This window comes from Agathobaculum sp. NTUH-O15-33 (assembly GCF_033193315.1).
GTDB classification, from domain to species: Bacteria; Bacillota; Clostridia; order Oscillospirales; family Butyricicoccaceae; genus Agathobaculum; species Agathobaculum faecihominis_A.
Map to the genome: position 1 here is coordinate 2,243,208 of NZ_CP136187.1, position 21,329 is coordinate 2,264,536.

Below are 21,329 nucleotides of genomic sequence, written 5' to 3' on the forward strand. Positions count from 1 at the left end.
ACAGGTTCCTGCACTTGGTTTAGGACGATAGCCATAAGATATGGGGGCGTTGCCTTCTTCGGCAACGCCCCCATCGGTTCACTGTTTACTTTTTTCCAATATCTTTTTCAGGTACTGGCCGGTGTAGGAATCCTTGCAGGCCGCTACCTGCTCCGGCGTGCCCACGGTGACCAGACGGCCGCCCTCGTCGCCGCCCTCCGGGCCGAGATCGAGGATATGATCGGCCGTTTTGATCACATCGAGGTTGTGCTCGATGACGACCACGGAATTGCCCGCGTCCACCAGCTTTTGCAGCACGTCGACCAAACGGTGCACGTCCGCAACGTGCAGGCCGGTGGTCGGCTCGTCAAGGATATAGATGGTCTTACCGGTAGAGCGGCGCGACAGCTCTGTCGCGAGCTTGGCGCGCTGCGCCTCGCCGCCGGACAGCGTGGTGGAGGACTGTCCGAGCTTGACATAGCCCAAACCGACCTCTTGCATGGTCTGCATCCGACGGGCGATCTTGGGCACGTTCTCAAAGAACTCACAAGCCTCGTCCACGGTCATGTCGAGCACTTCATAGATGTTCTTGCCCTTATACCGCACCTCAAGCGTTTCCTTGTTGTAACGGCGGCCCTTGCACACATCACAGGGCACGTATACGTCGGGCAGAAAGTGCATTTCAATCTTGAGCAGGCCGTCGCCCGAGCATGCCTCGCACCGGCCGCCCTTGACATTGAAGGAAAACCGGCTCGCCCCGTAGCCGCGCGCCTTGGCGTCCGCCGTCTGGGCGAACAGCTCGCGGATATCATTGAACACCCCCGTGTAGGTCGCGGGGTTGGAGCGCGGCGTGCGGCCGATCGGCGACTGGTTGATGTCGATCACCTTGTCCAGATGCTCCAGACCGGTCATTTCATCATGCGCGCCCGCGCGCGTTTTTGCGCCGTTTAGCTCGGCGGCCAGCTTCTTGTAGAGGATCTCGTTGACAAACGAGGATTTGCCCGAACCGGACACGCCGGTCACGCAGGTAAACGTGCCGAGCGGAATGGTAAAATCGGTATGCTTGAGGTTATTGACCGTGCAGCCCTTTACCACTAAATTTTTGCCGTTTCCCTTGCGGCGTACCTCGGGGATCGGAATGGCCATGCGGCCCGACAGATATTTGCCGGTAACGGACCTTTCATCCTTCAGCAGCTCGTCGATCGTGCCTTCAAACACGACCTCGCCGCCGTGCCGCCCCGCGCCGGGGCCGATATCGACAATATGATCCGCCGCGTACATGGTGTCCTCATCGTGCTCTACGACGATTAGCGTGTTGCCCAGATCGCGCAGTCGGCCGAGCGTCGCCAGCAGCTTATCGTTATCGCGCTGGTGCAGGCCGATCGAAGGCTCGTCCAGAATATACAGCACGCCCATCAGCGACGAACCGATCTGGGTTGCCAGCCGGATACGCTGGCTCTCGCCGCCGGACAGCGTGCCCGACGCGCGGCTGAGCGTCAAATATTCCAAACCGACGGACTGTAAAAAGCCCAATCGGTCCATGATCTCCTTGATCACGCGGTCGCCGATCTTGTGCTGCATCTCGGTCAGCTGCAGGGTATGGATGAACTCCATCGCCTTGACGACCGAACGCTCGGCAAACTCCGCGACATTCAGGCCGCCGATCGTGACGGCCAGCACCTCCGGCCGAAGGCGGCGGCCGCCGCAATCCGGGCACGGGGTCTCGCTCATGCAGTCCTCGATCTCGGCGCGCGAGTACTCGCTCGAGGTCTCACGGTAGCGTCGCTCCAAATTATTGATCAGGCCCTCGAACGGCTGGCGCATCACGCCGCCGGAAACGCGGCTGACCGATATTTCAATGGATTCGCCCTTTGTGCCGTACAGCAGCTCGTCCAGCGCCTTTTCGCTGAATTCTTCAATCGGCGTATCGAGCGTGAAACCGTTGCGTTTGCCCAGCGCGGTGTAATACATATACGAAATGGTGCCGGGATCGGCATTGGCCCAGCCGGAAGCGCGGATCGCCCCCTGTTTGATGGAAAGCTTGCGGTTCGGGATGATACGGTTCGGATCCACCTTCATCTGCACGCCCAGACCGGTACAGGTCGGGCACGCGCCGTAGGGGTTGTTGAAGGAGAACATGCGGGGCGTCAGCTCTTCGATCGAGATGCCGCAATCCTCGCACGCATAGTTCTGCGAGAACATGATCGGCTCGCCGCCGATCACATCCGCGATCACAATGCCGCCGGAAAGAGCCGAAGCGCTCTCCACGGAATCGGTCAGGCGCGCGCGGATATCGGGCTTGACCACCACGCGGTCCACCACGATCTCGATGTTGTGCTTATAGGTCTTTTTCAGCTTGATCTCTTCGGAAAGGTCATAAACCTCGCCGTCCACCCGCACGCGGACATAGCCGGATTTGCGCGCGTCCTCCAGCACCTTGGTGTGTTCGCCTTTTTTGCCGCGAATGACCGGGGCCAGAATTTGCAGGCGCGTTTTTTCAGGCAGCGCCATCAGCCGGTCGATGATCTGGTCGATCGTCTGCTGGTGGATTTCCTTGCCGCATTTCGGGCAGTGCGGCGTGCCGATGCGCGCCCATAGCAGGCGCATGTAGTCGTAGATCTCGGTCACCGTGCCGACTGTCGAACGCGGGTTTTTGCTGGTCGTTTTTTGGTCGATCGAGATAGCGGGCGACAGGCCGTCAATATAATCGACATCCGGCTTGTCCATCTGCCCCAAGAACATCCGCGCATAGCTGGACAGCGATTCCACATAGCGGCGCTGCCCCTCGGCATAGATCGTGTCGAACGCCAGAGACGACTTGCCCGAACCGGACAGGCCGGTCAGCACGGTCAGCTTGTCGCGCGGGATCTTGATATCGATATTTTTTAAATTGTGCTCTCTGGCACCCTTCACATGAATATATTCGTGCATATTTATGATAATTCCTCACTTAAATAAGCCGTTGAAATTTCGCCGCTGAGATAGAGCCGCGCGCCGCCCGTTAGCAGCACCCGGTCGCCCGCGAGCGCACAGGCCAGCGCGCCGCCGCGGGCCGAGAGTTGTCTGGCAACAAGCCGCGCTTTGCCCAGCCGTTCCGCCCAGTACGGCGTTAGGTTGCAATGGGCGGAGCCGGTCACCGGGTCTTCGTTCACACCGCTTTTAGGATAAAAGCAGCGGGAAACAAAATCGCAGCTTTCGCCCCGCGCGGTCACGATCACGCCGTCCCCTTGCGGAATTTTTGCCATGGCCGCAAAGTCCGGTTGCAGACCGCGCACGGTCTGCTCGCTGTCCAAAACCACCAGCCAATCGCGCGCCAAATAGGTCTCCAGCGGTTTTGCGCCCAAAGCCGCCTCGATCTGCGGCAACGGCTCGGTCCGCCTCGCGGGCCGGGCCGGAAAATCCAGACGAAAACACTCTTCGACCGCATCCACATAGAGCGGCCCGCTCACGCTCTGGAAGGTCACGCGGTCGGCGTGCGGCTCCAGGTCGTGTCTGATCACAAACGCGCTTGCCAGCGTCGCGTGTCCGCACAGGTCAACCTCGCCCGCCGGCGTAAACCAACGGATCTGGTAAGCGCCGCGCGCGCGGGTCACGAACGCCGTTTCCGGCAGGTTGTTTTCCGCCGCGATACGCTGCATCTGTCTTGTGGAGAGCGGCTGCTCCGGCAGGCACACGCCCGCCGGATTGCCCAAATAGGCGCCTTGCGCGAACGCGTCGACAATAAAATACCGCATCAGCTTTCCCCCGCCGATTCCGCGCCGCGCGACACCGCACGTTCCATATTTCCCGTTTCTGCATAGCGGTTGGTAAAAGGACAATGTACCATGCACTGCCCGCAAATCGTCGTGGCAACGCCGAAGCTCTCCCGCGTCATTTGCAGCATTTGGCGGCGGCACGCCGCGATATCGACCAGTTCATCGCGGTCGGTACCGTTTTTCCACGCGCGGCCGCGCACCGCGCCCGCGGGACAGTATTGCTCGCAGCGGGCGCAGCCGCCGCAGCGCGGCTGCACGGGAACGCCGCAAACGAGCGGCGCGTCCGTCACCAGCGATGAGATACGGACAGCCGAGCCGTACGCTTCGGTCACGAGCAGCGCGCACTTACCGATCCACCCCAGACCCGCCCGCACGGCCACCGTTTTATGGGGCAGCGCCGTGCGCGCGTCGTCCGACTGGGTGACGCGATCGGTGGACAATGCGCGCGCCGCAAAGCCGCGCTCCCGCAAAAAGCGCTCGCCGGCCAATACGATCCCGTTCAAGCGGTCGTTTAAAACTTGATAACAATCGTAATACCGTTTTGTCGGCCCCTGCCGGATATCACGCAGCACCTCGCGCGGAATGCGCACGGCGACCGCGACGCCGTTGGGCAGCGGCGCGCCCGGCACGCCTTTCAGCGCCCCAAAGCCGATCAGATCCGCGCCCCGCGCGGTTAGGACTTCGCGCAGCTCTTCCTCCAGCATCAGCTTTCCTCCAGCGCCTTGATGCGGTCGCGCAGCTCGGCGGCGATCTCGAATTCCAGCATCTTGGCAGCCTCCCGCATCTGTTTGGACAGACGGTCGATCTCGTTTTGCTTTTCGCCCTTGGTGCGCATTTTGCGTTTGCTGTTCTCGGGCACGTTGGACGTGATCTCGATCACATCGGCCACCTTTTTGCGCACCGAGCGCGGCGTAATGCCATGCGCGATATTGAATTCGTTTTGTATTTTGCGGCGGCGTTCGGTCTCGCTCATCGCGCGGTGCATCGACGGCGTGATCTTATCCGCGTACAGCACGACCAAGCCGTGCTCGTTTCGCGCGGCGCGGCCAATGGTCTGGATCAGCGAGGTCTCCGAACGCAAAAAGCCTTCCTTGTCCGCGTCCAAGATCGCGACGAGCGATACCTCGGGCAGGTCCAGACCCTCGCGCAGCAGGTTGATGCCGATCAGCACGTCGAACACCCCGAGACGCAGATCGCGGATCAGCTCCTGTCGCTCTATGGTCTTGACGTCGTGGTGCATATACCGCACCCGGATGCCCGCAGTCTCCAAATAATCGGTCAGATCCTCGGCCATCTTTTTGGTCAGCGTCGTCACAAGCACGCGCTCGCCGCGCGCGGCGCGGTCGTTGATCTCGCCGATCAGATCGTCGATCTGCCCCTCGACCGGGCGGATGACGACCTCCGGATCGAGCAGGCCGGTCGGCCGGATGACCTGTTCGACCACCTGCCCGGAACGGGACAGCTCGTATTCCGCCGGCGTGGCGGATACATAGACAATCTGGTTCAGGCGTTCGTTGAATTCGTCGAAATTCAGCGGGCGGTTATCGAAAGCCGACGGCAGGCGAAAGCCGTTTTCGACAAGACTTTCCTTGCGGGCGCGGTCGCCGTGGTACATGGCGCGCACCTGCGGCAAGGTGACGTGGCTTTCGTCCACGATGAGCAGAAAATCCTTTGGGAAATAATCGATCAGCGTATACGGCGACGAACCCGGCTCGCGACGCGACAGCACGCGCGAATAGTTTTCGATGCCGCTGCAAAAGCCGATCTCCTGCAGCATCTCGATATCGTACCGCGTACGCTGGCCGATGCGCTGCGCCTCGATCAGCTTGCCCTGCGCCTCAAAATTGGCGATACACGCGTTCATTTCGTTTTCAAGGTCGACGATGGCTTCTTGCAGCTTTTCCTTGGGCGTGACATAGTGACTGGCCGGGAAGATCGCCGTGTGCCCCAGCACGCCGAGGCTGACGCCGGTGAGCGGATTGATCCGGCTGATGCGTTCAACCTCATCGCCGAAGAACTCGATGCGCACCACGTCCTCGTCCGAATAAACCGGCCAGATCTCCACCGTGTCGCCGCGCACCCGGAAACGGTTGCGCTCAAACGCGATATCGTTGCGCTCATACTGGATATCGATCAGGCGATGGATGAGCTGGTCGCGGCTGATCTCGGTGCCGGGACGAAGCGAAATGACCATGCTTTTATAGTCGATCGGGTCGCCGAGCGAATAGATACAGCTTACCGAGGAAACGATGATCACATCCCGCCGTTCGGACAGGGCCGAGGTGGCCGAGTGCCGCAGGCGGTCTATTTCGTCGTTGATCGCGGAATCCTTTTCGATATAGGTGTCGGTCGAAGCGATGTACGCCTCGGGCTGGTAATAGTCGTAATAGGACACAAAGTATTCGACCGCGTTGTTCGGGAAAAATTCACGCAGCTCGGTGCAGAGCTGCGCGGCGAGCGTTTTATTGTGCGCCAGAACCAGCGTGGGTCTTTGCGTTTGCTCGATGATATTGGCCATGGTGAACGTTTTACCCGAACCGGTCACACCCATCAGCGTTTGCTCGGTCAGGCCGTTTTGAATGCCCTCCACCAGCTTGCCGACCGCTTCGGGCTGGTCGCCCGCCATTTTGTATTCACTTACGATTTTAAAATCCGGCATGGTCAATGCAGCCCCTTTCCGCCGTTTATCCGCATTTTAGAACAGACCGATATATAACGGTCCCCCTGCACGACCAGATGGTCGACAAGGCTCACCTGCACGCTGCGCAGCAAATCCTCGATCTGGATGGTCACGGAGATATCCTCTTTCGATATGACCAGCTGTCCGTCCGGATGGTTGTGCGCGAGCGCCACGCCCGCCGCGTGCACGTTCACCGCGTTCGTCATCAACAGTCTGAGGTCGGCCCGCACCTGCGTGATGCTGCCCCGGCCGATCTCCTCGCAGCGCAGCACGCGGCCCTTGCCGTCCAGATAGGCGGCCAGCATGCGTTCGACCGTGTAGCCCTCGAACTGCGGCACGAAGTAAGCGGCCATCTTTTCCTCCGTGGTCAGCGCGCAGCCGTGCAGCTCCACCTTCACCGAATCGGCGCGGTAACGGCTGAACAGCTCGCGCAGAAACCGAAGATTGAGCGCGCTGACCGGGCCGATGCCCTCCACCTGCCGCAGCGCCTCCTCCGTCGCTTCAAACACGGCGTGCAGCGAGCCAAACGTGTTGATCAGCCGGTGTGCGATATCGTTGGTGTTGCCGCGCGGAATAGAGAGGTAGAGCGCCAGCTCCAGGGCTTCAACGTCGGTAAAGACGTCCATGCCGTACTTTTGGAATTTCTCCATCATGCGCTTACGGTGATGCGCGTGCAGGCTGCCGTCCGGCATGCGTCCGCCCTCCTTTTTCAAGCCGTTAACCGATGCGGATGCGCTGCGCGGCCTGCCGGAGCACGCGTTCGGCCACCGGCCCGTCCTTCACCGAGGGAAACGGCACGGTCGGCTGCGGTTCATCCTCGTGCGCGCGCAGCGTTTTTGCCATCCAGAGCACATCGCGCCATTTGCCAAACTTATACATACTGTCCTGATAGGCGCCCGAAATAACAAAGCCCATCGCGGTATGGAATTTGATCGAGGTCTCGTTCGGCGAGGTGATACCGACATAGATGTTATAGTATCCCTGCATTGCAAGCAATTCAAACAGCGCCGCGTAGATCGCGCCCGCCACGCCGCGCCGGTGATGCTCGCGCGCGACATAGATCGAGGTCTCGACCGACCACTGGTAGGCCGCCCGCGCGCGGTGCGGCGAAGCATAGCCATAGCCGATCACCTCATCGCCCTGCGTGCAGACCAGCCACGGCAATTTTTCACCGTAGGCGCGCATGCGGCGAAGAAACTCTTCCAGCGAGGGCGGCTCGTATTCGGAGGAAACGGTCGTTTCGATCACATAAGGCGCGTACAGGGCGAGCATGGCGGGCGCGTCCGCTTCGTCCGCCACACGTAAGATCACATCGCTCATTCTATTCTTTTCCCCTTGTTTCGCTAAAAAATCTACCGTTTTATTATACTACCCGCGTCCGTAATCTTCAATAGCAATTTGCCTGTCAAAGACCAGAAAATCGTACGGATGTTCGACTTGTATTTTGTGCAATTTTGCGATATACTTTTTATACGCTTTTTTTGAAAGGAGATGCAGGAGCGATGGTTCGTTACGGATTTATCCACACCAAAGAAGAGATCAAGTTCCTCATCCTGTTTGCCATGGATCTGCTGCCGTTTCCCGTCAGCTTCAGCACCATTGTCGACCTAACGACTTGGTGCGACGACGGTTTTGGTTATTTCGAGCTGAGCGAGGCATTTTATGAAATGGTGCCTTCCGGCCATATCGACGAGCAGGCAGGCGAAAACGAGCCTGTTTATTCCATCACCGACAAGGGGCGGGAGGCTGTGCCCGTATTTGAAAAACAGATCCCCTACCCCGTGCGCGAAGCCGCGCAGCGCTCCGCCATCCGCGTGGTGCGGCAGATCCGCCGGGACGCCGCGGTATCCACGTCGGTCACCGAGCACGCGGCGAACGACCTGACCGTGCGCATGGAAATGGATCAGGTCTTTTCCATTGAAATGTGCGTGGTCAGCCGTGCGCAAGCCTCCATGCTCGAACGCGCGTTCAAGGGCAACGCCGAGCAGATCTACCAAACGCTTTTACGCGCGCTCACCGCAGATTATGAAACAAAGAAGGACGAGAAAGCTTGAACTATCTGAAACAACTGTGCGTTTTGCTCGCCTGCTGCGTCGCGGGCGACGCACTGTCCATCCTGCTGCAGCGCCGCCTGCCCGGCAACGTGCTAGGCATGGCGCTGCTGCTCCTGTTGCTCGCGCTTGGCCGGGTACGGCCCGCGCATATCGAGGATACCGCGGATTTTCTGTTGCAGAACATGGCCTTTTTCTTTTTGCCCGCCTGTCTGGGCGTGCTGGATATCTTTTCCCAGATCAAGGGAGAGATTCTCGGGATTGTCGCCGTATGCGTGCTGACCACGCTGTGCACCGCAGCGGCCACGGCGGTCACCGTGCATCTGGTGTTTCGCCTGCAGCACCGCGAGACCGAGGAGGCGTTCGACCATGACTGATCTGATTGCCTCTCCCGCGCTGTGGCTTTGCGTATCAATCGCGGCCTACGCGCTGGGCCAATGGTTACAGCGCAAATCGGGTTCCGCCCTGCTCAATCCCCTGCTGTTCGCATCGGTTTTGGTCGGCGCGCTGCTCATCGCCGCCGGCGTTTCTCTGGAGCAGTACCAGAACGCGGGCGCGCTGATTTCCTTTTGCTTGACGCCCGCGACCGTCGCCCTAGCCCTGCCGATCTACCGCAAGCTGGAGGTGCTGAAGAAAAATCTGGCCCCCATTCTGGCGGGCGCGCTGGTGGGCTCCATCGTTTCCATCGGAAGCGTTCTGGGCTTTTGCCACCTGTTCGGTTTGTCGGATGTGACCACCCGTTCGCTGGTGCCTAAGTCGGTCACCACGCCGATCGGCGTGGCGCTATCCGAAATGCTGGGCGGCCTTGCCCCGATCACCGCCGTGTGCATCGTTTTCACCGGCATTATCGGCGCGATCCTGCTGCCTCCGTTCTTAAAACTGCTGCGCGTGCGCAATCCGGTGCAGATGGGCCTGTCGATCGGCACGGCGGCGCACTCGGTCGGCACGGCGCGCGCCATCGAGTTGGGCGAGACCGAAGGCGCGATGAGCGGCCTTGCCATCGGCGTGGCGGGACTGATCACTTCGCTGCTTGTTTCGATTGGTTCCCTGTTTCTGGGTTAAAAAAATCCTCCCGTATCGGGAGGATTTTTTATTATCCGTTTGTCTATCGGTATTAGCCGAAGTAACGAGCCAGCAGACCTTCAAAAGCCTTGCCGTGACGGGCCTCGTCGCGCGCCATCTCATGAACGGTGTCATGGATCGCGTCGAGGTTGTGCTGCTTCGCCAGCTTGGCCAGCTCGAACTTGCCGGCGGTCGCGCCGTTCTCAGCGTCTACACGCATTTCGAGGTTCTTCTTGGTGGAGTCGGTCACTACTTCGCCAAGCAGCTCGGCAAACTTGGAAGCATGCTCAGCCTCTTCGTAAGCGGCCTTCTCCCAGTACAGGCCGATTTCCGGATAGCCCTCGCGGTGCGCGACGCGCGCCATCGCCAGATACATACCGACCTCGGAGCACTCGCCCTCGAAGTTCATGCGCAGACCGTCGATGATCTCCTGCGGAGCGCCCTTGGCAACGCCTACAACGTGCTCGGCAGCCCAAGTCTTCTCGCCGGACTGCTCCTTGAACTTATCGGCCGGAGCGTGGCAGATCGGGCACTCAGACGGGGCGGAATCGCCCTCGTGAACATAACCGCAGACAGAACATACAAACTTTTTCATGGTTTTTTCCTCCTAAGTAAAATAATTTTTATAATATAGGTTAGCTGTGTAATGGAATAAACCGATCCAGCGTGATGGCGAACAGCTCTTTTCGCAGCGAGCGGTTGATCTCGCCAAACACACGGTGAAAATCGCATTCATTCCGGTCGCCCACGCGGGTGCACTGAAATTCATTGGACAGGCAGTGATTGATCGCAATCGGCCCGTCTATGCTTTCAATGATCTCGCCAAGGCTAATTTCGGAAGGGGCGCGGCCCAATTCGTAGCCACCGGATACACCTTTATAAGATCTGGTAATACCGGCCTGCGTGAGCTTGCGAAGAATCTTTAGGGCAAAGCGCAATGTTACGCCGGTAGATTCCGAAATATCCTTGGCGCATTGCTTACCCCCAGCCAAGCCGAGACAGTAGGCCACGCGAATCGCGTAATCCGCTTCATGCGTGATTCTCAAGTCGTCCCTTCCTTTCTCTAATTGGAACATCTTTAGTATAGTATTGACCCCCGATTTTGTCAAGGGGTTTGGCGAAAATTATTGATAATTTTTTTCATTAAGCATTTTCTATCGTTTGTGCCGCTTCAAGAGCGCACGGATAGCCCATGCCGGTTGTCTCTCATTTTCGTCTTTATTATCGTCAGTATATCACAAGTTCTCATAAAAGTCTATTTTTTTCACACAAGTTCACCCCCTCTTTTCATTGGGGGGCAGGGCTGATTTGAATGGAAATTTGATAGACAAAATTCTCTTCCGTGCCCGAAGCCAGATAGCTGACCAGATCATATACATAGCAGTTACCGCATACCACGCGGCCTTGTTCTTCGATATATCGCAGCAGAACGCGGTATGCGTCCCCAAAGGTCTCGCTTTTGCCTTTATGCAAAATGGTGGCATAGCTGCCCGCCGGTTTTTGATACAGGCCCTCGTGTTCAAAATCCGCAGGCACGCGGCTGAAGAAAAAGCTTTCCTCATCGCTGCCGCGCAGCACGTTTTCCCGGGGAATGATCGAACCGAGCGGAAATTTGTCCGCCAGCCTATATTGCTCGCAGCGTGCAAAATGTTCGGCCAGCCGCGCGACGATGCCCTCCGCCCGCTCTCCTTCGCCGGGCGCGAGCGGCACGGCGAGCAGCAGCTCCCTCTCCTGCCGCTCTATATACGGTTCGCCATATACCGCCCCAAGCGCCCGTTCAGTCATGGTTACCGTATGCGCGAGCATTTGCTCCATCTGCTCCAAGCGCCTGCGCTGTATGGCGATCTTTTCTTGTTTTTCGCGCAAAAGGGATAAAAAGTGATGACTGTCGTAATGCTCCAAATACCATTTGATCTCTTTCAGGCTGCTGCCCGCTTGCCCCAGCACGCGAATCAAGTCATAATCGAGAAACTGCGTGCAGGAATAACAGCGGTAACCGTTCGGCGCCACCTTATCCGGTTTTAAAATGCCGATGCGGTCATAATAAAACAACGTTTCCTTTGTCGTGCCGCATAGGCGGGCGAATTCGCCGGTGTTAAAATAAAGCTTTTGCATCTCGCTCATTGAAAAAACCTCTTGACTATGGTGTTACCCTATAGTTTATCATATAGCTTATCGGCAATCAATCTTTGACACGGAGGAATCTTTCCATGGCACCCCAATTAGAACACGAGCGGCTCTTCGGCTCCCTGCCGCCGACACGGTTGTTTTTTTCGCTGCGCGCTGCCCAGCATGGTCAGCATGGCGGTCACTTCACTCTATACGATCGCGGACGGCATCTTCGTCGGCCGCTTTATCGGCGCGGAAGCGCTGGCCGCCGTCAACCTTGTTATGCCGCTGATCATGATCAGCTTTGCGCTGGCGGACATGGTGGCGGTCGGCTCGTCCGTACAGATCGCCATTCGTCTGGGCGAACGCGACGAACACGAAGCCAACCGTATTTTTTCTTTCGCTTGCGGGCTGATCTTTGCCATTTCAGTCGCGGCCGGGGCGATCGGCTTCTTCTTTGCCGGCGATCTGATGCGCCTGCTCGGCGCGGAGGGGGCCGTGCTACGATACGCGGTCGACTATATGCGGGTATACGCGCTGTTTTCACCCGCGATCATGATCTTTTTTGCAGTGGACAACTTTTTGCGTATTTGCGGCAAGGTGCGCTACAGCATGATCATGAACATCGTCATTTCGCTGGCCAACATCGCGCTGGACGCGCTGTTCATCGTCGGTTTTCGCAAGGGCGTCGCCGCTGCCGCGCTCGCCTCCTGCCTGTGCCTCGCTGCGGGCACGGCGATTGGCTTTTGGCCCTTTCTGCGCGGCAGGCTGCCGCTTCGCTTTACCCGTTCTTCATTAAAGCCGCGAGCGGTTTTCAACATCGTTGCCAACGGCAGCTCGGAGTTTTTCTCCAACATCGCCAGTTCGGTCTGCATGGTGCTGTTTAACGCGGTGCTAATGGCGCAAGGCGGCTATTTGGCCGTGGCCGCGTTCAGCGTGATCATGTATATCGACAGCGTGGTCAAATCCATTCTGTTCGGCATGTCCGACGCGCTCCAGCCCGCGATCAGCTATAACTACGGCGCGCGCGACACGCGCCGCGTGTTCGCGCTTGAACGCCGGGTACAGCTTGCCGGGTTTTTGGTATCCATCGCCGTGCTTGCGTGGATGCTGACCGGCGCCCAAAGCATTCTCCCCTATTTCATGGAGGCAGGCAACACCGCGCTGCTTGAACTGAGCCGCCGCGCGCTGCATCTGTTCGCCCTTTCCTATTTGGTCAGTTGGTGCGGCATTGTATCGGGGTCTTTCTTCACGGCGCTGGGTCGTCCGCTCAGCTCGCTCCTGCTTTCCTTCAGCCAAACGCTGCTGCTGCCCGGGCTGAGCCTGCTCCTTCTGCCCCGCCTGTGGGGGCTGGACGGCGTTTGGCTCTCCCCGCTCGCCGCCGGTCTGCTTGCGGCGCTTTTGTCCGCCGTCCTGCTTCGGCGCATCGTGCGCCGCCTGCGGCAGGAATAAAATATGAACCGCCGTGCCAAAGGAAAATTTGGCACGGCGGTTCTTGTTATCCGGTCGTATCGACCGCTATTTTACCACAAAGCAATCGGGCAGGTAGCGTCCCTCCGGGTTTTGGGAAAGTGTGGTGGGGCTGGTGATCTCGCGTCCGTTATAGACCATGACCGAGGAGGAGCCGCCGTCCAGCATAGCGGCCTGATACGCGCCGTAGCGCTCCATGATCTCGCCGCAGCCCGCATAAGTGATGCCGAACGAATGCGTCTTTCGTCCATCCACAACAAGGAACATCGCGGTTTTGTCCTTGGTCTGTCCGATCGCGGTGCGCGGCTGCGCATCGTTCAGCCCTGCGTTGCGTATGATATTCTCACCGTTTAAAATGAGCACCGGCCAGAACTCCACCGCGTCGCGCAGGCTGGAGGTATCGGAAAACGCGCCGATCTGCAAGCGATCTTCATTATCAAAACCGATGATCTTCCAATCGCCGCCCTCGGCCCCTTGTATCTCGCGGCCCTCGCTCTTGAGAAAGCCGTAAGGGATACCGCCCGTGCCGTTGCCCTCATAATCGGCAAAGCCGGAAGCGTTGACGGCGAGCATCGCGTCGTAATCGCGCGCCATATCGGATACGAACGAGCCGTAAGAAAACAGCCCTTCGCATAGGCCGACGGAGACGCGCTCCGGCTGGTGGCAGAACGCGAGCTTGCCCGCATATTCCAGACCAAGTTCATCCTCGCCGGCGATTTGGGCAATCAAAATTCCATACTCCGCGTTGATGGCGACCACGGGATCGCCCTGCGTCGTCCATAAGCCGGTATCATACCGCTTTTTGGTCGGATCGTCGCCGACAAGGTCGATATCGATCTTATCGTAGCCATCCTCTATGTATTCAGGGTTTTGCTGAATGAAAGCATCGAAGCTTTCCGCGTCCAACTCGGAAAAGCGGCTCAAAAATTGACCGCGCGGAGTGGTTGGCGTTTCGTCGACAGGATCCGTTTCCGGTTCCCACGTACTTTCCAAGCCGGCTTGGTTGCGGTTCATCAAATACCGTTTGAGCATGACGTCGTTGATGATGTCGTGCGGGATGAACCACGTCGCCAACCACTGGTGGGTCATGGTGCCCATGGCGGTCTCGATGTACCATTCCCGCCAGCGGGTGACGAAGTTGTTCGGTGTGTAAAGCAGAAAGGGATAGACTGCGGTGATACACACGAGTATAAAGCACGTAAAACCAAGTGCAAAGCGGTGTCGGGCGCCGTTCATGGCCGTATCTCTCCCCTTATCTCTCTGTGGCTTAGGCGGTCACTATCTTTATCTATTGATGCCGGCGGCTTAGCCCTTGCGGTGGCCGCGGAACGAACGCGAACGCGCCGGTCTTGCGGAGGAAGCCGCAGGCTGTCCGCCGGCTTGTTTGACGGCGGGCGCCGCTTCCGTACGGGCCGCCATAGCCGCCGCGACCTTCTGACGGATGCGCGCGGCTGCCGCCTCGCTCAGTTCGCCGGTGCGGGCGGGGGTGTGCGCGTCGTACCGGGGTTCGTTCTGTTCATATTTTGCATAGGGGGCGCGTCCACGGCCCCGCGCGCCTGCCGAAGACGAACGCGAGCGGCGCGGCGCGGCCGCTTTGGCGCGCTGTTCCTCTCGCGCCTCCGCGGCGGGTGCGCGGCGGGCGGTCTGGCCCGCCGCGGGAGCTGCGGCCTTTGCGGCCGGCTGGCGGCGCTGCTTCTGCGCTTTTTGGCGTTGGACGTCCGCCGCGACCTCTTCCGCCGTGGCGTTTTCCGAAACCGGCTTGCGGGTCCTACCGCGGGGCGCGGGCGCGCGGCGCGCGGTCTCCTCGCCCTCCTTCGGCACATGCGGCACTTCGCCCTCGACCGGGATCGCCCGGCCGATCAGCTTTTCAATATCGGCCAGATAGGGCCGTTCGGTATGGTCGCAGAAGGAAATGGCGGTGCCTTCCTGCCCGGCGCGGCCCGTGCGGCCAATGCGGTGCACATAGGTTTCCGGAATATTGGGTAGTTCAAAATTGATAACGAGCGGCAATTCATTGATATCGATGCCGCGCGCGGCGATATCGGTCGCAACCAGAGCCGCGATCTTGCACGCCTTGAAGTCGCTCAGCGCGGTTTGGCGCTGGTTCTGCGATTTATCGCCGTGGATCGCCTTGGACTTGATGCCCGCGCGGTTCAAATCGCGCGCGACGCGGTCGGCCCCATGCTTGGTGCGGGTAAAGACCAGCGTCTGCGCAACGTTGCTTCGACGGATCACTTCCGCCAGCAGTTCCCTTTTTTCCGCTTTTTCCACAAAATACAGCTTCTGCTCGATCTTTTCAACCGGCTTGGCCGACGGGGTGATCGCAATGCGCACCGGGGTATGAAGCAGGCTGTCCGCCAGCGCTGCGATCTCCTTCGGGATGGTGGCGGAGAACAGCATGGTCTGCCGCTTTTCCGGCAGGAACTTGATGATGCGCTTGACATCCGGGAAAAAGCCCATATCCAGCATCCGGTCGGCCTCATCCAGCACGAAGCATTCGATCGAGCCAAGCGTTACGTGTCCCTGCCCCATCAGGTCCCAAAGGCGGCCCGGCGTGGCGATCAGAATATCCGCGCCGCGCTTAATCGCATCCACCTGCGGCACCTGCGACACGCCGCCGAAAATAACAGCGGCCGTGCGGCCCGTATAGCGCGCGTATTGGCAGATATTCTCGAAAATCTGCAAAGCCAGCTCGCGCGTCGGCGTTAGGATGAGCGCGCGCGGCGCGCGGCCCTTGGCGGTCTGCGCCTCCAGCCGCTGAATGATCGGCACGGCAAACGCGCAGGTCTTGCCCGTGCCCGTCTGGGCGCATCCCATGATGTCGTGCCCGTCGATCAGCGGCGGGATCGCCTTTTGCTGGATCGGCGTCGGCTCGTCATAGCCCGCCTCGTTCAAGGCCTTTAAAATGTTCTTTTCGATTCCTAATTCACTGAATTTCATATTGGTCGTACGATTCCCTTTCTTGTATCCGCCCGGCGGCGCAGGCAAATCCTGCTTGCTCGCACGGGCAAACCTGTGTTATAATAATAAATAGCTGTTTTAACGTTTTCAATGCATTTTTATGAGGTGAACCCATTTGTTAGAGATCCTGTCTGATTCATTTTTCGACATCGTCAAGACCCTGCCGCTGCTTTTGCTGGTGTACGCGCTGCTTTACTACGTGGAAAACCGGCTGACGAACGCTCCCACCTTGCTGGCCCGCGCGGCGCGGTTCGGTCCGGTCGTCGGCGCGCTGGCGGGCACGGTGCCCCAGTGCGGTTTTTCCGCCGCTGCCGCCGCGCTGTTTTCAGCGGGCTACCTCGCACCGGCCACGCTGGTCGCCGTGTTTTTGGCAACGTCGGACGAAGCGGTGCCCGTGCTGCTCGCGGGCGGCGTGGGCCTTCAAAAGGTACTTTTACTGCTCCTCGCCAAATTTGCGCTCGCGGTCGTGGGCGGCTATTTGCTGCGGCTGACCGTGTTCCGAGAAAAAAGACGCGGGCATGAACCCATCGAGATCGAAGTGGAGGACTGCTCCTGCTGCGGCGAAGGTTCTCCGGTCGCCGTCGTTTTGTGGCGGACTCTCAAAACCGGGTTGTTCCTCTTCCTCATCCTGCTGGCGCTGAATGGGGCGATCGCATGGATCGGCGAGGACCGCCTTTCCACCCTGCTTCTGGCGGACAGCATTTGGCAGCCGCTGCTCTGCGCGGTGCTCGGCCTTGTGCCCAGCTGCGCGATGAGCGTGCTGCTTTCCCAGCTGTTTGTAAACGGCACGATCAGCTTCGGCGCGTTAATCGCCGGATTATCCACCGGCGCGGGCTTCGGCTATATCGTACTGTTTCAGGAAAAGGCCGGCCGCCGCCGCGCGCTTCCCATCATTGCCGCCACGCTTGTGCTCGCCGTTCTGGGCGGCACGTTGCTGCAGCTTTTTGGCTAAGCGTTTTCCGCTATCGTTCATTTTCATCCTGAACGCAGCAAAAGCTCCCCGTGTATCCGCCGGGCGCTTTTGCTTCGCTCAGGATGTTTTTTTGTTTTTACTCCGCCTCGTGCAGCAGTTCGAGCGCTTGCGCGGCCCAATCCATATCAACGCGGGTAAAATTCTTTGCCGAGGTAAAAAGCCGTTCCTCCACATCCTGCTTCAGGCGCTGGTACAGCGCGCCCGGCATGGCGGCGTACTGTTCCACCCCATCGGACAAAACGGCGACAAAGCGAAAATCGCCGGTGCGCGCGTCAAGCTCGTGAAAGACCAGTTCCACCACGTCAAGATCGTGCCGGAGCCGCATCAGCAGCAACAGCTTCATGATCTCTACCGCGCGGTCGTCCAGCCCAAGTTCCAAAACCGCGATCTTTTCGCGGAACGCGTTCATGGTTTCAACCTCGCGCAGCTTATAACCGGCCAGCGGGTCAAAATCAGCCGTTGGCACGGGCTCCTCTTCATTCCAAAGCCAAACCATAAAGCCGTTTGACATATCGTGGTATAGGCAGGGGTGCACCGCCAGCACGGTTTCACCGCAGTTTGGGCACTCCACCCGGAACAGCGAAAGATCGCGCACCTTTTTCTCTCATTTCAGGCGTGCGGTCGATATTGATATGGTCAATCACCTTATGCTCGCTCTCTTCGTGGCAATGCGGGCACTGTACGGTCATGCGGAACAATCCTTTCTTTCTCACGCGGCGGATATCACAAAGTGTACCCGGTATTCCGCAGCGGCAAACGCGTTTAATTCCGCCGAGCCGCCGGGAGGCTTGATTGCGGTAACTGTGCAAAAAAGCTGCTTTCCGCTATTCTAACACAAAATGTAGTTCTATTGCAAGCGCCGGGGCACAATCGCCGTCAGAGAAACAACACCGGATCGCGCACCGCCAGCCGAACGAGCCAAAGGACGATCCACAGCGCGATCACGCCCCAAAGCAGCGCCCGTTCCCTCTTTTTACTGCCCAGAAGCGGCTTTTTTCCAAATAAGACGTAAAGGAATACCGGCGGCAGCACAAAGATCATCGGGTGCATGCGAAGGGCCCCCGCCAGATCGCCGCGCAGCACGCTTGCCGCCGCGCGGGACAGCCCGCACCCCGGGCAGGGCACGCCGGTAAGGCGCTGCGCCGGACAACCAAAGCCGAGCACGCCCGCCGTGCCGTACGCGAGCACGGCGACGGCGAGCAGCAGCAAAAGGCCCTTCACGCCCTTGCTCATCAGCCCTGATAGCTCTCGCGGAATTCCAAAAACTCGTCGTAGCTGCATTCCTTATCCAGCACGCCGTGCTCGCGCAGCTCGATCACACGGGTCGCGATCGTCTGCACGAACTCATGGTCATGGCTGGCGAACAGCACGGTGCCCTTAAAGTCGCGCACGCCGTTGTTGACCGCGGTGATGCTTTCCAGATCAAGGTGGTTGGTCGGCTGGTCGATCACCAGCACGTTGGAACCGAACAGCATCATGCGGGAAAGCATCATGCGCACCTTTTCGCCGCCGGAAAGCACGTTGACCGGCTTATACACATCGTCGCCCGAAAAGAGCATGCGGCCCAAAAATCCGCGCAGCGTCGATTCCAGCGTGTCGGTGCGGGAATACGGCGCGAGCCAGTCGAGCATGTTTTCCTTGTGGCCGTTGAAGTATTCGGAGTTGTCCTTGGGGAAATAGCTCTGCGAGGTGGTCGTGCCCCATTTGAAGGTGCCCTCGTCCGGCTGCATCTCCCCCATAAGGATCTGAAACAGCACGGTCATCGCCTGTTCGTTGTCGGAGATGAAGGCGATCTTGTCGTCGCGCCGCACGATGAAGGAAACATTGTCGAGAATCTTTTCGCCGTCCACCGTTTTGGAGATGCCGCGCACCTCGAGGATATCCTTGCCCGCTTCGCGGTCAGCGGTAAAGGCGACCCACGGATAGCGGCGGGAGGAAGCGGGCAGTTCCTCTACCGTCAGCTTATCGATCAGCTTTTTGCGGCTGGTCGCCTGACGGGACTTGGACTTGTTGGCCGAGAAGCGCTGGATAAAGCCTTGCAGCTCCTTGATCTTATCCTCGTTCTTCTTGTTCTGATCCTTGATCATGCGCTGCATCATCTGCGAGGATTCATACCAGAATTCGTAGTTGCCCACGTATACCTTGATCTTGCCAAAATCGATATCGACAATGTGCGTACACACGTTATTGAGGAAATGGCGGTCATGTGAAACGACCAGCACGGTGCCTTCAAAATCCATCAGGAAATCCTCGAGCCAATGCACGGCAGCCACGTCCAAGTGGTTGGTCGGTTCGTCCATCAGCAGGATATCGGGCTTGCCGAACAGCGCGCGCGCCAGCAGCACCTTTACCTTTTCGGTGTCGCCCAGCGTTTTCATTTCGCTGTACAGAATCGCGTCCGCGTCAAGGCCCAGACCGTTCAGCAGCTGGGAGGCTTCGGTCTCGGAATCCCAACCGTTCATTTCGGCGAATTCGGCTTCCAGATCGGCTGCCTTGTTGCCGTCCTCCTCGGTGAAGGGGTCCTTCATGTACAGCTCGTCCTTCTCGCGCATCACGGCGAGCAGGCGCGGGTTGCCGCCCAATACGGTGTTCAAAACAGTTTCCTCGTTGAACTCAAAGTGATCCTGCTTGAGCACGGACATACGCGCTTTGGAAGCGATGGATACCGTGCCGGAAGAGGAATCAAGATCGCCCGAGAGGATGCGCAAAAAGGTAGATTTACCCGCGCCGTTCGCGCCGATAATACCGTAGCAGTTGCCCTCGGTAAATTTCATGTTGACGTTTTTAAACAACGGCTCGCCGCTGAAGTTCAGGCTTAATTCAGATACAGTGATCATGGATAGGATATCCTCCGTTTGTCATATATTTAATCTGTATCAGTATACCACATTCCCGCGCGGTTTCACAGCTAATTTGGGAACAAAAACCGATTTTTGTACAAGATGTAGCGAATTTGCCCACGCTCTACCCGCCTTTTGGAGATTCTACGCCCGCAGGGCAAAAAAGCGGCAGGCGGCGGGCCTGTCATGACCCGCCGCCTGCCGCGCAGAGTATCAAAGAAATCCTCGCGCCGCAGCGCGCATTGAATGGAAAATTGAAGTTTTGCTTCAATTTGACAAAAAAACGGGAGCGTGTATCTCGTTTTTTTAACAAACCGGCGTAGGAGTGTGCCTGAAAAGCGCGCGACAAAGCTGGAATATTCGATCGAAATGGGGCTTTGTTTCGATCGACAGACTGTCAAAAATAGTTTTTTTGACAGTCTCAAGCGGCAGGCGGCGGGCCTATCATGGCCCGCCGCCTGCCGCGGTCGGTCGTTATCTGATTTCCTGCTCAAGGGAGTTCATGGCCGGCGTGTCAAAAAACTCGCCCAGCGTGATGTCGAGCCCATCGCAGATCTTTTTGATCGTCACGACGCCCGGGTTGTCGCTTCTGCCATACAGTACGTTTTTGACCGTGGAAGGCGGCACAGCGGACAATTCCGCCAGCCGGTTGATCGAGATGTGCCGCTCCTTGCACAATTCTACGATTCTGGCAGCTACGGTGTCTCTGGTATTCATGTCTTTATCCTCCTGCTCTTCCTTTTATAATTTTACTGAAAAGGGAGATCAAAAGTAGGCTATATATAATCTAGCGTATTATGTTGGCATGACTTGCATTGGACGTGTCGTAAAATGAAATTTCCTGTTCCTCTCCTTGCATTGCCCGAACAGAGCGGCTATACTGTAGTTATCACGATATTTTCAAACAAAACCGAGGAGGTCACTGTCATGAACGAATTGATGCAGCTTATCCAATCGCGCCGTTCCACGCGCGCTTTCCAGCCCGAACTGCCCCCCAAGGAACAGGTGATGCAGCTGGTGGAGGCGGCGGAATGGGCGCCTTCCGGCATGGGCAAATATCTTTGGCATTTCACCGTGGTCTACAGTGCGGAAAAATCGCTTCGTTTGGCGCGCGCGGTAGCCGAAGCGGATAACCGCGGGCCGGATTATAATTTTTACGGCGCGCCGGTCAACATCATCATTTCGTACAAGCGGGATGAAAACCACGCCTTTGTCGACGGCGCCGCCGCCATGGAAAACTTGCTGCTGATGGCGACCGCGCTCGGCCTTGGCTCATGCTGGATCAACCAGCTTCGCGTCACCTGCGATACCCCCGCCGTGCGCGCGCTGCTCACCGAATACGGCGTGCCGGCGGATCATATCGTCATCTGCTCCGCCGCGATCGGCTACATCGCAAAGGAGACCCCGGCAAAGCCCCGCAAGGAAGGTACCGTTACGTTCACCGAGTAA

General features: G+C 58.4%; 21 protein-coding genes. 6 read left to right on the forward strand and 15 right to left on the reverse strand.

Going from position 1 to position 21,329, the window contains the following annotated elements; translation table 11 throughout:
• Positions 1–78: 78 nt before the first annotated feature.
• The 6 genes from uvrA to RWV98_RS11185 are packed head-to-tail and all read right to left on the reverse strand — an operon-like array spanning position 79 to position 7,734.
• A complete protein-coding gene (uvrA, locus tag RWV98_RS11160) occupies positions 79–2,910 on the reverse strand; it encodes an excinuclease ABC subunit UvrA (RefSeq protein WP_280961128.1) in 2,832 nt (943 codons plus the stop codon).
• Between the two features lie 2 nt (positions 2,911–2,912).
• On the reverse strand, positions 2,913–3,713 hold the full coding sequence (locus RWV98_RS11165) for a PhzF family phenazine biosynthesis protein (protein WP_317860767.1): 801 nt from the start codon (positions 3,711–3,713) through the stop codon (positions 2,913–2,915).
• Positions 3,713–4,438 (reverse strand): 4Fe-4S double cluster binding domain-containing protein, encoded by a 726-nt coding sequence (locus RWV98_RS11170; RefSeq protein ID WP_317860769.1) that lies wholly within the window; start codon positions 4,436–4,438, stop codon positions 3,713–3,715. Before RWV98_RS11170 ends, RWV98_RS11165 begins: the two co-directional genes overlap by 1 nt.
• Entirely contained in the window at positions 4,438–6,393 is a 1,956-nt protein-coding gene (gene uvrB, locus RWV98_RS11175; protein ID WP_317860770.1) for an excinuclease ABC subunit UvrB, read from the reverse strand. The genes RWV98_RS11170 and uvrB overlap by 1 nt, the downstream gene beginning before the upstream one ends.
• A gap of 2 nt (positions 6,394–6,395) precedes the next feature.
• A complete protein-coding gene (locus RWV98_RS11180; protein ID WP_280961124.1) occupies positions 6,396–7,106 on the reverse strand; it encodes a JAB domain-containing protein in 711 nt (236 codons plus the stop codon).
• 25 nt (positions 7,107–7,131) lie between these two features.
• Positions 7,132–7,734, reverse strand: a complete 603-nt coding sequence (locus RWV98_RS11185) for a GNAT family N-acetyltransferase (RefSeq protein ID WP_317860773.1) — start codon at positions 7,732–7,734, stop codon at positions 7,132–7,134.
• A gap of 182 nt (positions 7,735–7,916) precedes the next feature.
• Between RWV98_RS11185 and RWV98_RS11190 the strand changes: the two genes are divergently transcribed.
• From RWV98_RS11190 to RWV98_RS11200, 3 genes are read left to right on the forward strand one after another with little or no spacing between them, the layout of a single operon-like run.
• Positions 7,917–8,468, forward strand: coding sequence for a DUF4364 family protein (locus RWV98_RS11190; RefSeq protein WP_280961122.1), 552 nt, complete (start codon positions 7,917–7,919; stop codon positions 8,466–8,468).
• Positions 8,465–8,842 carry a CidA/LrgA family protein gene (locus RWV98_RS11195; protein WP_280961121.1) on the forward strand — a complete coding sequence of 126 codons (378 nt, stop codon included), beginning with the start codon at positions 8,465–8,467 and terminating at the stop codon, positions 8,840–8,842. Before RWV98_RS11190 ends, RWV98_RS11195 begins: the two co-directional genes overlap by 4 nt.
• The gene (locus RWV98_RS11200; protein WP_317860776.1) at positions 8,835–9,527 is read left to right on the forward strand and encodes an LrgB family protein; all 693 of its coding nucleotides are present in this window, start codon (positions 8,835–8,837) and stop codon (positions 9,525–9,527) included. Before RWV98_RS11195 ends, RWV98_RS11200 begins: the two co-directional genes overlap by 8 nt.
• A gap of 52 nt (positions 9,528–9,579) precedes the next feature.
• Here RWV98_RS11200 and RWV98_RS11205 read toward each other — a convergent pair whose 3' ends face one another.
• The 3 genes from RWV98_RS11205 to RWV98_RS11215 form a co-directional block, all read right to left on the reverse strand.
• Positions 9,580–10,122 (reverse strand): NADH peroxidase, encoded by a 543-nt coding sequence (locus tag RWV98_RS11205; protein ID WP_317860778.1) that lies wholly within the window; start codon positions 10,120–10,122, stop codon positions 9,580–9,582.
• Between the two features lie 40 nt (positions 10,123–10,162).
• Positions 10,163–10,573, reverse strand: coding sequence for an RrF2 family transcriptional regulator (locus tag RWV98_RS11210; RefSeq protein WP_280961103.1), 411 nt, complete (start codon positions 10,571–10,573; stop codon positions 10,163–10,165).
• A gap of 241 nt (positions 10,574–10,814) precedes the next feature.
• On the reverse strand, positions 10,815–11,651 hold the full coding sequence (locus RWV98_RS11215; RefSeq protein ID WP_280961102.1) for a MerR family transcriptional regulator: 837 nt from the start codon (positions 11,649–11,651) through the stop codon (positions 10,815–10,817).
• Positions 11,652–11,819: 168 nt separating this feature from the next.
• Between RWV98_RS11215 and RWV98_RS11220 the strand changes: the two genes are divergently transcribed.
• On the forward strand, positions 11,820–13,088 hold the full coding sequence (locus RWV98_RS11220; RefSeq protein ID WP_442872061.1) for an MATE family efflux transporter: 1,269 nt from the start codon (positions 11,820–11,822) through the stop codon (positions 13,086–13,088).
• Positions 13,089–13,154: 66 nt separating this feature from the next.
• Here the strand turns inward: RWV98_RS11220 and RWV98_RS11225 are convergent, their stop codons facing one another.
• Complete coding sequence (locus RWV98_RS11225; protein ID WP_317860783.1) at positions 13,155–14,342, reverse strand: phosphodiester glycosidase family protein; 1,188 nt, start codon at positions 14,340–14,342, stop codon at positions 13,155–13,157.
• 69 nt (positions 14,343–14,411) lie between these two features.
• Positions 14,412–16,046, reverse strand: a complete 1,635-nt coding sequence (locus tag RWV98_RS11230; RefSeq protein WP_317860784.1) for a DEAD/DEAH box helicase — start codon at positions 16,044–16,046, stop codon at positions 14,412–14,414.
• A 136-nt stretch (positions 16,047–16,182) separates the two neighbouring features.
• Here RWV98_RS11230 and RWV98_RS11235 point away from each other — a divergent pair, with 136 nt between their 5' ends.
• The gene (locus RWV98_RS11235; RefSeq protein WP_280961098.1) at positions 16,183–17,019 is read left to right on the forward strand and encodes a putative manganese transporter; all 837 of its coding nucleotides are present in this window, start codon (positions 16,183–16,185) and stop codon (positions 17,017–17,019) included.
• Positions 17,020–17,116: 97 nt separating this feature from the next.
• Here RWV98_RS11235 and RWV98_RS11240 read toward each other — a convergent pair whose 3' ends face one another.
• The 4 genes from RWV98_RS11240 to RWV98_RS11255 form a co-directional block, all read right to left on the reverse strand.
• Positions 17,117–17,635, reverse strand: coding sequence for a CpXC domain-containing protein (locus tag RWV98_RS11240; RefSeq protein ID WP_317860787.1), 519 nt, complete (start codon positions 17,633–17,635; stop codon positions 17,117–17,119).
• A gap of 281 nt (positions 17,636–17,916) precedes the next feature.
• Complete coding sequence (locus RWV98_RS11245) at positions 17,917–18,273, reverse strand: DUF2752 domain-containing protein (RefSeq protein WP_280961096.1); 357 nt, start codon at positions 18,271–18,273, stop codon at positions 17,917–17,919.
• Positions 18,273–19,877 carry an ABC-F family ATP-binding cassette domain-containing protein gene (locus RWV98_RS11250; protein WP_317860789.1) on the reverse strand — a complete coding sequence of 535 codons (1,605 nt, stop codon included), beginning with the start codon at positions 19,875–19,877 and terminating at the stop codon, positions 18,273–18,275. The genes RWV98_RS11245 and RWV98_RS11250 overlap by 1 nt, the downstream gene beginning before the upstream one ends.
• Positions 19,878–20,354: 477 nt before the next feature.
• A complete protein-coding gene (locus RWV98_RS11255) occupies positions 20,355–20,597 on the reverse strand; it encodes a helix-turn-helix domain-containing protein (RefSeq protein ID WP_280960653.1) in 243 nt (80 codons plus the stop codon).
• Between the two features lie 210 nt (positions 20,598–20,807).
• On the opposite strand from RWV98_RS11255, the gene RWV98_RS11260 reads away from it, so the two are divergent.
• A complete protein-coding gene (locus tag RWV98_RS11260; protein WP_280960654.1) occupies positions 20,808–21,329 on the forward strand; it encodes a nitroreductase family protein in 522 nt (173 codons plus the stop codon).

Bases quoted from the DNA above. Each gene is read 5' to 3' on its own strand.
- RWV98_RS11225 (WP_317860783.1), bottom strand. From the start codon at position 14,342: ATGAACGGCGCCCGACACCGCTTTGCACTTGGTTTTACGTGCTTTATA.
- RWV98_RS11220 (WP_442872061.1), top strand. From the start codon at position 11,820: ATGGTCAGCATGGCGGTCACTTCACTCTATACGATCGCGGACGGCATC.
- RWV98_RS11185 (WP_317860773.1), bottom strand. From the start codon at position 7,734: ATGAGCGATGTGATCTTACGTGTGGCGGACGAAGCGGACGCGCCCGCC.
- RWV98_RS11165 (WP_317860767.1), bottom strand. From the start codon at position 3,713: ATGCGGTATTTTATTGTCGACGCGTTCGCGCAAGGCGCCTATTTGGGC.
- RWV98_RS11200 (WP_317860776.1), top strand. From the start codon at position 8,835: ATGACTGATCTGATTGCCTCTCCCGCGCTGTGGCTTTGCGTATCAATC.
- RWV98_RS11215 (WP_280961102.1), bottom strand. From the start codon at position 11,651: ATGAGCGAGATGCAAAAGCTTTATTTTAACACCGGCGAATTCGCCCGC.
- RWV98_RS11255 (WP_280960653.1), bottom strand. From the start codon at position 20,597: ATGAATACCAGAGACACCGTAGCTGCCAGAATCGTAGAATTGTGCAAG.
- RWV98_RS11170 (WP_317860769.1), bottom strand. From the start codon at position 4,438: ATGCTGGAGGAAGAGCTGCGCGAAGTCCTAACCGCGCGGGGCGCGGAT.
- RWV98_RS11245 (WP_280961096.1), bottom strand. From the start codon at position 18,273: ATGAGCAAGGGCGTGAAGGGCCTTTTGCTGCTGCTCGCCGTCGCCGTG.
- RWV98_RS11190 (WP_280961122.1), top strand. From the start codon at position 7,917: ATGGTTCGTTACGGATTTATCCACACCAAAGAAGAGATCAAGTTCCTC.
- uvrB (WP_317860770.1), bottom strand. From the start codon at position 6,393: ATGCCGGATTTTAAAATCGTAAGTGAATACAAAATGGCGGGCGACCAG.
- RWV98_RS11205 (WP_317860778.1), bottom strand. From the start codon at position 10,122: ATGAAAAAGTTTGTATGTTCTGTCTGCGGTTATGTTCACGAGGGCGAT.
- RWV98_RS11250 (WP_317860789.1), bottom strand. From the start codon at position 19,877: ATGATCACTGTATCTGAATTAAGCCTGAACTTCAGCGGCGAGCCGTTG.
- RWV98_RS11230 (WP_317860784.1), bottom strand. From the start codon at position 16,046: ATGAAATTCAGTGAATTAGGAATCGAAAAGAACATTTTAAAGGCCTTG.
- RWV98_RS11260 (WP_280960654.1), top strand. From the start codon at position 20,808: ATGAACGAATTGATGCAGCTTATCCAATCGCGCCGTTCCACGCGCGCT.
- uvrA (WP_280961128.1), bottom strand. From the start codon at position 2,910: ATGCACGAATATATTCATGTGAAGGGTGCCAGAGAGCACAATTTAAAA.
- RWV98_RS11180 (WP_280961124.1), bottom strand. From the start codon at position 7,106: ATGCCGGACGGCAGCCTGCACGCGCATCACCGTAAGCGCATGATGGAG.